11 protein-coding genes and 1 other annotated feature are annotated in these 12,051 nt (G+C 51.2%); of the genes, 4 read left to right on the forward strand and 7 right to left on the reverse strand.

Going from position 1 to position 12,051, the window contains the following annotated elements; all coding sequences use genetic code 11:
• Positions 1-40 precede the first annotated feature (40 nt).
• Positions 41-934: a helix-turn-helix transcriptional regulator gene (locus ACJHWR_RS16080; protein WP_012311585.1), complete on the forward strand. Its 894-nt coding sequence runs from the start codon at positions 41-43 to the stop codon at positions 932-934.
• Here ACJHWR_RS16080 and ACJHWR_RS16085 read toward each other — a convergent pair.
• Both ACJHWR_RS16085 and ACJHWR_RS16090 read right to left on the reverse strand, forming a co-directional pair.
• Positions 931-2,253: a 6-phospho-alpha-glucosidase gene (locus ACJHWR_RS16085; protein ID WP_000160091.1), complete on the reverse strand. Its 1,323-nt coding sequence runs from the start codon at positions 2,251-2,253 to the stop codon at positions 931-933. The genes ACJHWR_RS16080 and ACJHWR_RS16085 overlap by 4 nt on opposite strands.
• Positions 2,253-3,869: a PTS sugar transporter subunit IIB gene (locus ACJHWR_RS16090; protein WP_000952122.1), complete on the reverse strand. Its 1,617-nt coding sequence runs from the start codon at positions 3,867-3,869 to the stop codon at positions 2,253-2,255. The genes ACJHWR_RS16085 and ACJHWR_RS16090 overlap by 1 nt, the downstream gene beginning before the upstream one ends.
• A 294-nt stretch (positions 3,870-4,163) precedes the next feature.
• On the opposite strand from ACJHWR_RS16090, the gene ACJHWR_RS16095 reads away from it, so the two are divergent.
• Positions 4,164-4,880 (forward strand): GntR family transcriptional regulator, encoded by a 717-nt coding sequence (locus ACJHWR_RS16095; protein WP_001300779.1) that lies wholly within the window; start codon positions 4,164-4,166, stop codon positions 4,878-4,880.
• On the opposite strand, the gene ACJHWR_RS16100 is transcribed toward ACJHWR_RS16095, so the two are convergent.
• The 3 genes from ACJHWR_RS16100 to ibpA form a co-directional block, all read right to left on the reverse strand.
• Positions 4,877-6,538 carry a putative transporter gene (locus ACJHWR_RS16100; protein ID WP_001279763.1) on the reverse strand — a complete coding sequence of 554 codons (1,662 nt, stop codon included), beginning with the start codon at positions 6,536-6,538 and terminating at the stop codon, positions 4,877-4,879. The two genes, ACJHWR_RS16095 and ACJHWR_RS16100, sit on opposite strands and share 4 nt — an antisense overlap.
• A 195-nt stretch (positions 6,539-6,733) precedes the next feature.
• A complete protein-coding gene (ibpB, locus tag ACJHWR_RS16105; protein ID WP_001243431.1) occupies positions 6,734-7,162 on the reverse strand; it encodes a small heat shock chaperone IbpB in 429 nt (142 codons plus the stop codon).
• Positions 7,163-7,273: 111 nt separating this feature from the next.
• Positions 7,274-7,687: a small heat shock chaperone IbpA gene (gene ibpA / locus ACJHWR_RS16110; protein ID WP_001243437.1), complete on the reverse strand. Its 414-nt coding sequence runs from the start codon at positions 7,685-7,687 to the stop codon at positions 7,274-7,276.
• Positions 7,681-7,753, reverse strand: a sequence feature (ROSE (Repression Of Heat Shock gene Expression) occurs in the 5'-region of heat shock genes and acts as an RNA thermometer to modulate expression.). Its footprint overlaps the gene before it by 7 nt.
• 239 nt (positions 7,754-7,992) lie before the next feature.
• On the opposite strand from ibpA, the gene ACJHWR_RS16115 reads away from it, so the two are divergent.
• Complete coding sequence (locus tag ACJHWR_RS16115) at positions 7,993-8,325, forward strand: YceK/YidQ family lipoprotein (protein ID WP_001305004.1); 333 nt, start codon at positions 7,993-7,995, stop codon at positions 8,323-8,325.
• 1 nt (position 8,326) lies between these two features.
• Here the strand turns inward: ACJHWR_RS16115 and ACJHWR_RS16120 are convergent, their stop codons facing one another.
• Positions 8,327-9,541: a DUF3748 domain-containing protein gene (locus tag ACJHWR_RS16120; protein ID WP_001572089.1), complete on the reverse strand. Its 1,215-nt coding sequence runs from the start codon at positions 9,539-9,541 to the stop codon at positions 8,327-8,329.
• Positions 9,542-9,641: 100 nt separating this feature from the next.
• Between ACJHWR_RS16120 and cbrA the strand changes: the two genes are divergently transcribed.
• Positions 9,642-10,706: a colicin M resistance lipid reductase CbrA gene (gene cbrA, locus ACJHWR_RS16125; protein WP_024175806.1), complete on the forward strand. Its 1,065-nt coding sequence runs from the start codon at positions 9,642-9,644 to the stop codon at positions 10,704-10,706.
• On the opposite strand, the gene ACJHWR_RS16130 is transcribed toward cbrA, so the two are convergent.
• The gene (locus ACJHWR_RS16130; protein WP_000253455.1) at positions 10,703-12,040 is read right to left on the reverse strand and encodes an MFS transporter; all 1,338 of its coding nucleotides are present in this window, start codon (positions 12,038-12,040) and stop codon (positions 10,703-10,705) included. The two genes, cbrA and ACJHWR_RS16130, sit on opposite strands and share 4 nt — an antisense overlap.
• Positions 12,041-12,051: the final 11 nt, after the last annotated feature.

Raw genomic sequence — 12,051 nt, forward strand, 5'->3', positions numbered from 1 at the left:
AGTTCAGGTTGTGAGCATAATTCGCCGGAGGGATATTAAAATGAATGGAAAATTGCAAAGTTCGGATGTAAAAAACGAAACTCCGTACAATATTCCCTTATTGATTAACGAAAATGTGATCTCCAGCGGAATTTCTCTGATCTCGCTCTGGCATACCTACGCCGACGAGCATTACCGGGTGATCTGGCCGCGGGACAAGAAGAAACCGCTTATCGCCAACTCATGGGTTGCGGTGTATACCGTACAAGGATGTGGGAAAATTATTTTAAAGAATGGTGAACAAATAACACTGCATGGCAACTGTATTATATTTTTAAAGCCAATGGATATTCACTCTTATCACTGTGAAGGTTTAGTATGGGAACAGTACTGGATGGAATTTACCCCAACCAGTATGATGGATATTCCCGTTGGTCAGCAAAGCGTTATTTATAATGGCGAAATTTATAATCAGGAACTCACCGAAGTTGCTGAGTTAATAACTTCACCAGAAGCAATAAAAAATAATCTGGCAGTCGCTTTTCTGACGAAAATTATTTATCAGTGGATTTGTCTTATGTACGCAGACGGTAAAAAAGATCCACAACGGCGGCAAATTGAAAATTTAATTGCCACTTTACATGCCAGTCTGCAACAACGCTGGAGCGTAGCTGATATGGCTGCCACGATCCCCTGTAGCGAAGCCTGGTTGCGTCGTCTGTTTTTACGCTATACCGGCAAGACGCCGAAAGAATATTACCTCGATGCGCGTCTGGATCTGGCGCTATCGCTATTAAAACAACAAGGAAACTCGGTTGGCGAAGTCGCTGATACGCTCAACTTCTTCGACTCCTTTCATTTCAGCAAAGCCTTTAAAAATAAATTTGGTTATGCGCCGTCAGCTGTGCTGAAGAATACGGACCAGCACCCAACGGATGCCAGTCCACACAATTAACGTAACTCTGGCCAGTACGCTTTGTTGGCCTCCAGCAACTCATCCAGAATAGCTTTGGCGACCGCGGCGCTCGGTACCGTTTTCGACAACGTAATCGCCTGCCACAGGTGCTGATATGAACGCTGCTCCCAGGCGTCCACGACCAGTTTTTCCACCGCCACTTGCTGACTCATTAACCCTTTCTGAAACTGCGGGATCTCGCCGACCACCAGTGGTTCTGGTCCGTTGTGCCCGACCAGACACGGGATCTCGACCATCGCTTCATCATCAAAGTTATGAATTGCCCCGTTGTTAGGCACAATCAGCAACATCCGCTCCTGAGTGTTGAAGGCAATTGCCGCCGCCAGATCGACGATGTATGACGCATGTTCGTCAATTTCCAGCTTGCCCGCTGCTGAATTTCCTGCCGCCGTAATGGCGCGGCAAGCATCGAAAACCTGTTTCTCGCGATGCTCCATCACCTCATTCGCGCGGGTATGTTCAGGGTTGGAATGCTGAACGACATAATCCGGGAAGAGATAATATTTCAGATAGGTGTTCGGCAATGTATCCGGGTCCAGTGCCTGGACATCCCGCGCTTTTGCATAGGTGTCGTTCCAGCTCGCTTCAGTATGTGTATCTTGCTGCGGTGGAACATAACCGTGCTTAGAGACATATTGCCGCAGCTGGGGCATCAGGTCGTTGCCCTGCAAATCTTCAATTGATGTCCACCAGCCAAAGTGGTTCAGGCCGTAGTAGCGCACGCGCATCTGTTTGCGATCTTGCAGCCCAACAATTTGCGCCATCCGGCTTTCAATACCGATTGGCATGTCACAGATGTTGAGGATTTTCGCATTCGGGCGCAGACGACGCGTGGCTTCTGCGACAATGGCTGCCGGGTTGGAGTAGTTGAGCATCCAGGCATTTGGTGAATATTTTTCCATATAATCCACCAGTTCCAGGACGCCGCCAATGGAACGCATGCCGTACGCTATTCCGCCGGGTCCGCATGTTTCCTGACCAACAACGCCGTGGCGCAGCGGGATTTTTTCATCCAGTTCGCGCATCGGGTATTTGCCGACGCGGATGTGCGCCATGACAAAATCAACGTCGCTGAATGCCACTTCAGGATCGTTGGTGTAACTAAACGCAATGTCCGGCGCTTTTTCTTTAAGGATGACTTTACAGGCTTCGGCAATCACTTCCTGCCGCGCACCATCGTTATCATAAAATTTCAGTGCACGAAGCGGGAAACGGTCCTGATTCGCCAGGAGCATCAACACGATGCCTGGCGTAAAGGTGCTTCCACCGCCTGCGACAACCACTGAGAATTTGGTCATTATACTGCCTCCGTAATGGCAACATTTTCTGCTGATTGATGAGAATTAATTAAGCTATCGAGCTGTTCACGCAGCTGGGATACATGCAAACCAATGATCACCTGAATGGCATCGCCACTACGGAAGACGCCGTGCGCTCCCAGCTTTTTAAAGACTTCGTCATCCAGCGTTTGTGACATGTCATGCAGTGCAATACGTAAACGCGTCGCGCAATTGTTGATGCTGGAGATATTGCCGACCCCGCCCAGGGCTTGCAGGATACCGGCAGCCTGATCCAGCTCTTTTTTTGGCTCTGCCGCGGTGGTTTGGCCTCGCGAGGCTTTGTATTCGGCTTTTGAGTAGAGTTTCACTTCCGCATCTTCACGTCCCGGCGTGCACATGTTGAATTGCAGAATCAGGGTGCGGAAAACCACGAAGTACAGCAGGCTAAAGCACAACCCAATGGCGATTTGGGTCAAAATCATATCCGCGTGGTTGCTGAACATCGGGATCCAGTTTTGCGGTAAAACCTGGTCAATCAGACCTCCGCCCATGTTGCCCACCACACCAAAGAGGTACATCACGGTCGACATTGAGGCCGCAAGCACAGCGTGTACCGCAAACAGCAACGGTGAAATGAACAGGAAGGTAAATTCCAGCGGTTCGGTAATTCCCACCAGCATGGCGGTTAAGGTTGCGGGGATCAGCAAGCCCGCCACTTTTACCCGATTTTCCGGTGCGGCAGTGAAGTACATCGCTAAAGAAATGCCCACGGCACCAAAGATTTTTGAGTTACCGTGCAGGGCAAAACCGCCTTCCGGGAACAACGATTTCAGCGGCTCGGCGCTCAAACTGAACTCTTGCAGATGCTGCGCCCAGTACATCTGAATGCCGCCTTCAACAGCTGCCGGACCAAAGATAAACGGTCCGTAGATGAAGTGGTGTAAACCGGTTGGGATCAGAATACGTTCGAGGAAGGTGTAAACCCAGACCCCAAGCGCACCCGCCGAACGCAGGAACGCTTGCAGAGATTCAATCCCCATTTGTACTTTTGGCCAGCCGAGCAACGTCAGCCAGGCGCAGGGGATCATCACCAGGAAGGCGATAATCACCACATAAGATGTCCCCTGGAAAATGCCGAGAAACACCGGCAGTTTTTTATCGAACAGACGGTTATGCAGCGCCGTCACAATGCCGGAAATGATAATTGCGCCGATAATGCTGGTATCGAGGGTTTTAATCCCGGCCATCATTGTCAGACCGCTACCTGCCACCGCGTCCTGAGTGAAATCGACGCCGAAGTAGCTTCCCCAGGTCATTCCCATCGCGTTGATGAAATAGTTCCAGGTCAGGAAACTCACCATCACCGCCAGACAAGCTCGCCCCTGCGCTTGCTTAGCAAGGCCAATGGGTAAACCGACAGCAAAAATCAGCGGCATATTACGGAATACCGTCCAACCGCCCTCTTCAATAATATGTACGATTTGCGCGAATAAACTGTTCGGATCGGTCAGTGATTCCCCGACAAACATCGGGTTTTGCAGCAAGATGGCAAGACCCACCACAATCCCGGCGAAGGGAAACAGCAGCACTGGCGTGAACATCGCGCCGCCAAAGCGTTGAATTTGACTGAGCATTTCCACATCCTCTTTTCTCAATTCTGTAAGTAGGAAGCCTGATTGGTTATGCGGCAGGCCTGGAGCGAGGATAGGAAGATGCGATCGGCAGAACATGACGACCCAATGGGATTCGTGATCGCTTTCATGCTTTTCGTTGGGCGGTAGAGATCTACGTTTTCGCAAAAAAGTAGACATCTGTGAGCACTGGTACACAGCAACGAACACATCTTTAAAAAAAGATGTTTTTTCAATCGATTAAGCAGAACTTGTGGGCGCATTACCCGGGCTTGCAGGCAAAAAAGAGATCTAGAGATGATCTACAAAAGCATTGCGGAGCGGTTAAGAATTCGACTTAATTCCGCAGATTTCACGCTAAACAGCCTTCTTCCCGGTGAAAAAAAGCTGGCGGAAGAGTTTGCGGTATCGCGGATGACCATCCGTAAAGCCATTGATCTGCTGGTAGCGTGGGGGCTGGTGGTCCGCCGCCACGGTAGCGGTACTTACCTGGTGCGCAAAGATGTATTGCATCAAACCGCCAGCCTGACCGGGCTGGTGGAGGTGTTAAAACGGCAGGGAAAAACGGTCACCAGCCAGGTGCTGATTTTTGAAATCATGCCTGCGCCTCCGGCCATTGCCAGCCAGTTACGGATTCAAATCAACGAGCAGATCTACTTCTCCCGTCGCGTTCGTTTTGTGGAAGGGAAACCGCTGATGCTGGAAGACAGCTATATGCCGGTAAAACTGTTCCGTAACCTTTCGCTGCAACATCTGGAAGGGTCGAAGTTTGAATATATTGAACAAGAGTGCGGGATTCTGATTGGCGGTAATTATGAAAGCCTGACGCCGGTGCTCGCCGATAGACTGCTGGCGCGGCAAATGAAGGTAGCGGAACACACGCCACTGCTGCGGATCACCTCGTTGTCCTATAGCGAGAGCGGGGAGTTTTTGAATTATTCAGTGATGTTCAGAAATGCCAGCGAATACCAGGTGGAGTACCATTTACGGCGACTCCACCCGGAGAAGAGTTAACCGATACTCCAGAAGAGCACCGCCAGTAATTGGGGGGTGATAATGCGCAGGAACATCACTAACGGATAGACAGTGGCGTAAGAGAGCGCCGCTGCACCGCTCGTTGGATGAAGATTATTAGCAAATGCCAGCGCCGGTGGATCGGTCATGGAGCCAGCCAGCATCCCGCACATGGTCAGGTAATTCATTTTGGCTAACATCCGCGCCAGAATACCAACAGTAATCAACGGAACGGCGGTGATCAGGGCACCATATCCAATCCAGCTTAGCCCTTCGCCATTGACCAGGGTATTTACAAAATCCCCACCAGATTTCAGCCCCACTACCGAGAGGAACAGTACGATCCCCAGCTCCCGCAGCGCGAGGTTGGCGCTTGGCGGCATAAACCAGTACAGCTTGCCGATACTGCCGATACGCCCGAGGATCAACGCCATAATCAGCGGGCCGCCTGCCAGTCCCAGTTTCAACGCGGCCGGGAATCCCGGCACAAAGACGGGAATAGAACCTAACAATACGCCAAGCCCGATACCAATAAACACCGGCAACATCTGAACCTGTTGCAGTTTTTGCTGCGCATTCCCCAGCACATTGGCAACGGCATCAATTGCGGACGGACGCCCCACCAGGTTGAGGATATCGCCGAACTGCAGGCTGATATCGCCACTGGCGACCAGTTCGACCCCGGCACGGTTCAGGCGCGAGATAACAACGTCATAGCGTTCTTTAAAGTGCAGGTCGCGAATACGTTTACCGAGCACGTTTTCATTGGTGACCACCACACGCTCGACGCGTAAATCAGTGCCTTTCGTGGACAACGAGGTATCGACCTCCTGACCAATCACCAGTTGCGCATTATGTAAATCCGCTGGCTGCCCCACCAGATGCAGCAAATCGCCCAGTTGGATAATGGTATCTGGCGAAGGTACTTTTAGGGTTTCTTCGCGTTTCAGACGCGAGCAGATAATTTTGTCGCCGTTGAGAATCGGTACATCTTTAATGGCTAAATCATGCAGGTTAGGGTTCTCAACGCGAATATTGATAGTCCTGATCAGCGCGCCGCCATTGGTGCGAGAAGACTCGTGCTGCTGGGCTTCTGTCTCGACATTGACGCGGAAAATAACCCGCAACATCCACATGGTGAACAAAATCCCGCAAATACCGAATGGATACGCCATCGCGTAACTCATCCCCATCTGATCGACCATTTCCATTGGTGTACCCAGGTCGCGCAAGATCTGCTGCCCTGCCCCCAGCGCTGGCGTATTGGTTACCGCACCGGAGAAAATCCCCAGCACTACCGGCAGTGGAATATCAAACAGTTTATGCAGGATGGCGGTAACCAGACCCCCGATGATGACAATCAGAACAGCAAACAGGTTGAGGCGTAATCCGGAGACGCGCAATGAGGCAAAGAAGCCCGGCCCTACCTGAATCCCGATGGTATAAACGAACAGGATCAGGCCAAATTCCTGAATAACATGCAGCATATCGCTACTTAATGTCATCCCCGCCTGAGAAACAAAATGGCCGACGATGATCCCACCAAACAGCACGCCGCCAATACCTAATCCTATGCCGCGAAATTTGACGTTGCCGATAAACAAACCGACGACTGCCACCAAAGCCAGAATACTGACCGTTAATGCTATATCACTCATCGTCCATTTCTCTTGAGATAACATTTTAATTGCTACGGATTATGGCTGAATCGGTGAAGCAGATTTGCCTTATAGCGCACATTATCACGGGAAAGAACGTGCCGAAATATCTTAAACAGGCGAAATTTAACGCATTGTTGAAGAAAAAAGACAAAAAAAGCCCCACCAGAATGGCGGGGCAAAGAGAATAGCTAGTTAGCTATTTAACGCGGGACGTTCGCTGATAGCGATACGCTGCGCTGCGATGGGTTCAGGCTCATTACGAATTAAATCAATATGCAGTAAACCGTTTACGAAGGTTGCACCAGAGACTTCCATATTTTCAGCCAGCGTAAAGCTCAGGCTAAATGGCTGATTCATAAGCCCTTGATGCAGCCATTTTTTCTCTTCTTTTGGCTGCTCCGGCGTGCCTTTTACGCTCAGGCGCGTACCTTCCAGTTGAATCTCTAAATCTTCCTGACGAAAACCTGCCAGCGCAAGGGTAATGCGGTAGTGGTTATCGTCGCTTTTTTCAATGTTGTACGGCGGGAAGCTCTGGCTTTCACCGGCGTTTTGCAGTGCGTTGGCCAGTTTGTCAAAACCGATCCATTGACGCATCAGTGGGGATAAATCGAAGTTACGCATAGTCATTTCTCCTTCTAAGAAGCGAGTAAGTACCTGCAAATCCGAAGATTCGCATATGCTCCCTGACGGCGAGCATGGAGATGTCAGGCCGCGCCAGGCGGCCTTAGGGAATTAGTTGATTTCGATACGGCGCGGTTTTTTCGCTTCCGGAATCACGCGTTCAAGATCGATATACAGCAGACCATTCACCAGGTTAGCACCACGAACATGAATGTTCTCAGCTAACTGGAATTTGCGTTCAAAGTTGCGTTCAGCGATGCCCTGGTACAGATAGGTGCGCTCTTTTTGTTCGTCGGCGTGAGCACCTTTCACCACCAGCAGATTATCCTGGGCGGTAATTTCCAGTTCGCTCTCAGCAAAACCAGCCACAGCGATAGCAATGCGGTAATGGTTTTCGTCTACCAGTTCAACGTTATACGGAGGGTAGCCGCCATTACTCTGGCTCTGGTTGTTTTCTAAGTGGTTAAACAAACGGTCAAATCCAATAGCAGAACGGTAAAGCGGGGATAAATCAAAGTTACGCATAATCAATAGCTCCTGAAATCAGCGAGAATGTAAGACCTTCCACAATGGACAGGTCAGGTAGCCAGAACACCCATCAGGCGCGTCCTCATCGGCTACGATGTAAAAATGGGTCTGGAAATGAACTTTTCAAGCCTTATCAGCGGACTTTTTTTTGCAGTTTATGGTCTATTGCATAGACTGAGGGGGCAGCACGAAACGTTAAAGTGCGATAGCCGCCACAGTGCGACGTAATGATGATGTTATTTTCAGCAAGGGATCGCTATAACTCATCAGGCCAACACCCACGATCAACAGATGAATTTATTATGATAAGAAATGTGTTGTTAGCGTTCATGATATGCAGCGGAATGACATTACTCGGAGGATGCTCCAGCGTGATGTCCCATACCGGGGGGAAAGAAGGAACGTATCCTGGCACCCGCGCCAGCGCAACTATGATTGGCGACGATGAAACCAACTGGGGCACAAAATCGCTGGCGATACTCGACATGCCATTTACCGCAGTACTGGACACAATATTGCTACCGTGGGATGTGTTCCGCAAAGATAGCTCAGTGCGCTCGCGCGTTGAAAAAAGCGAAGCCAACGCACAAGCCACCAATGCGGTTATTCCACCGGCCAGAATGCCTGATAACTGATTTAGCGATCAGTTTCGGTGATCCACAGCTGGCCACCTTCCATCCACGCCAGCCATTGACCATCCGGCGAGAAGACCACGGCGTCCGCAGAAGGTGGATTGGCGTGGTTTTCGGTTAAATACTCAACCTCGCCGCTTTGCGCATGGGCGCAAGCAATTCGATTATCCAGCACAAAGCCCAACCATTCTCCTGACGGATGCCAGTTAAATGCAGACTGAATATCCGTTTTGTTATGGGTTAACTGGCGCGGCTCGCCGCCCTGTGGCGAGATAAGCCACAGTTGCACAATGCCGTTATCATCACGCATTAAAAACGCGATTTGCGTACCCTGCGGATTACAGCGCACCCAGTGGCGCGGGACGTTGACTAACCCCGGATAAGCCCGATGGTGGGTAAAGGTTAAACGTCGCTGCACGACGCCACGCGGTGGCGCGGGCAGGGTTGTTTCCGTTCCACTTAACGGCGCATCACCTGCCGCTTTCCAGCCAGCTTCATCTTGCGGTAACTCAACGATAAATAGCTCCGGCACTTTCTCGCCCTTTGGCGAAAGTGTGTCGCCAATAAACGCCAGCGCGTGATTTCCTACCCATCCTTCTTCATAAGCACGATTGATTTCATCGCTGCCAGGCTGCGGCGTGGGCGTGGTTTTACTCACCAGCACGCACCAGTGGCTACCGCTGTATTCACGCGGATGCTGCTTTTGTACGTTGACCGGGCCAAACGGTGCAGCCACGCCGACGTTTCGCAAATCCAGCGCCGAATCGAGTTGATGCATTACATGGTCGTTATAGGTAAAGCTCACCCTTTCACCGTTCGGGCTAAAGACATGCACATGGCTGCCGCCGCGCAGTGCTCCTGGGGTGTACGGCGCGGTAATATCCATTGCATCGAGATTGCTCACCTTGCCGCCTTCAACAATCACTCCACGCCGATGATGGAAGTCGTAATACCATGTTTCATCAGGATTTTCCGGGCCGTGGATGAAAACATATTTCTCTGACTTCGGATGAACGGTCACCACGCCGACGTACGCGCCCTGTGACGCGCGATAGATAACCTCGACCTCGCCGGTATGGATATTCACACGCTCAATGGTCTCGCCGGTAAACGACGCGCCAGAAGGACGCACGTCAAATACCAGCCACTGGCTGTCGGGCGTCCAGGTATTGGTATTGGTGAGCAGGTGATTACGGGGAGCAAAGGTTATCTGTTTCATGGCGCGGTCCTGATACAAAACGGGTCCCGCCATCATACTTCACAAGGACTTCACTTTCAGACAATAGTCTTTCGCCATCGTGATGAATGTGAGTGAAAAGATGGAACATTTCGACGTGGCGATTATTGGCCTCGGCCCGGCAGGGTCGGTGTTGGCACGAACGTTAGCCAGCAAAATGCAGGTGATCGCGCTGGATAAAAAGCACCAGTGTGGTACTGAAGGTTTCAGCAAACCCTGCGGCGGTCTGCTGGCACCGGACGCGCAGCGATCTTTTATTCGCGATGGACTGACGCTTCCTGTCGATGTGATCGCCAATCCACAGATTTTCAGCGTCAAAACTGTCGACGTCGCCGCATCGCTCACGCGTAACTACCAGCGAAGCTATATCAATATTAATCGCCATGCTTTCGACTTGTGGATGAAATCGCTGATCCCCGCCAGCGTTGAGGTTTACCACGACAGCCTGTGCCGAAAAATCTGGCGTGAGGATGATAAATGGCATGTCATTTTTCGTGCAGACGGTTGGGAGCAGCATATTACTGCCCGCTATCTGGTCGGTGCCGATGGCGCAAACTCGATGGTGCGGCGACATCTCTACCCGGATCATCAAATTCGTAAATATGTCGCTATCCAGCAGTGGTTCGCAGAGAAACATCCGGTGCCGTTCTACTCCTGCATCTTTGATAATGCGATAACTGACTGTTACTCATGGAGTATCAGCAAAGACGGTTATTTTATCTTTGGCGGTGCCTATCCAATGAAAGACGGTCAGACGCGTTTCGCGACGCTGAAAGAGAAAATGAGCGCCTTTCAGTTCCAGTTTGGCAAAGCGGTGAAAAGTGAGAAATGCACGGTGCTGTTTCCCTCACGCTGGCAGGATTTTGTCTGCGGTAAGGACAATGCCTTTCTGATTGGTGAAGCGGCGGGATTTATCAGCGCCAGCTCGCTGGAGGGGATTAGCTATGCGCTGGATAGCGCAGAGATTCTGCGTTCGGTGTTACTGAAGCAGCCAGAAAAGCTCAATACCGCTTACTGGCGCGCCACCCGCAAACTGCGTTTAAAGCTCTATGGCAAGATAGTCAAAAGCCGATGCCTGACCGCACCGGCTTTAAGAAAGTGGATTATGCGCAGTGGTGTGGCGCATATTCCACAGTTGAAAGATTAGCCAACGCGCTTCACATCGCCCACCAGCAGGATGTAAGAGAGCGCGCCAATCAACGCGACGGCGGAGATATAAACCAGTGCAGGCGCGAAACCGTAACCCTGCGCCAGGTACCCCACCACCAGCGGAACGGTGATGCCGCCCAAACCACCGGCAAAGTTAAACACGCCGCCGGTTAAACCAATCAGGCGCATCGGTGCCAGAGAAGAAACCAGCGACCAGGTAATCGAAGCAAAACCGTTGCCGAAGAATGCCAGCGCCATCAGGCACATAATCATCATCGGATCGTTAGTGTAGTTAGCGCCCATAATGCAGGTGGAGATCAGCAAGCCGCAGATAATCGGCGTTTTACGCGCAAAGCCCAGTGAAAAGCCCTTACGTACCAGCAGATCCGCGACCCAGCCAGAGAGCAGGACGCCGACAAACGCCGCGAGGAATGGCACCGTGGTCATAAAGCCTGCTTTCAGCGCCGTGATTCCTTTTTCCTGGGTTAAATAGTTCGGGAACCAGGTTAAGAAAAACCACAGTGTAGAAGCCACCGCAAATTGCCCAAGATAGACGCCGATCAGTTTACGATGGAACACCAGTTTCCAGTCTTTGGCTGTTAACGGCTGACGCGCCTCTTTCTTCACCGGCGCATCGCCATCCACCAGACCGCCGCCATCACGAATGTAATCCAGTTCAGCTTTGCTGATGCCTTTGGTCAGACGCGGCGGCTGATAAACCTTAAACCAAATCAGCGACCAGATAATGCCGATACCACCGGTGACAATGAACACCCAGTGCCAGCTCAACATCTCCTGAATCCAGATCAGCAGCGGAGTCAGAAACGCCAGACCGACAAACTGACCAGACGTATAAAAACCAACGGCAGAAGCGCGTTCATGTTCCGGGAACCAGCTGGTCACCATCCGGTTATTGGTCGGGAAAGCGGGCGCTTCGAAAATACCGGTTATTGCGCGCAGACCAATTAATGACATTAATCCCGTGGCAAAGCCCTGGAATAACGTCGCCACTGACCAGCCAAATATCGCAATAAAATAAGTCACGCGTGAACCTACGCGATCTAAAAACCAACCGCCGGGGATCTGACATAGCGTATAAAGCCAGGCGAAGGCCGAAAATACATAGCCCATTTCCGCTTTCGTAATACCGAACTCTTCCTGAATATGGGCGGAAGCCACGGCCAGGTTAGCGCGGTCAACATAACAAATGACCACCGTAATAAAGATCATCACCAGCGTCAGATAACGCCGACGCCCCGGCTTTGCTGCATTAACGGGAATATCCATAGCGAGCTTTCTCCAGATTTTGGGCATAGCGAAGCCGCTCACCATGCCCTGTAATT

The sequence above is a fragment of the Escherichia sp. WS568 genome (genome assembly GCF_046486085.1).
GTDB lineage: Bacteria > Pseudomonadota > Gammaproteobacteria > Enterobacterales > Enterobacteriaceae > Escherichia > Escherichia coli.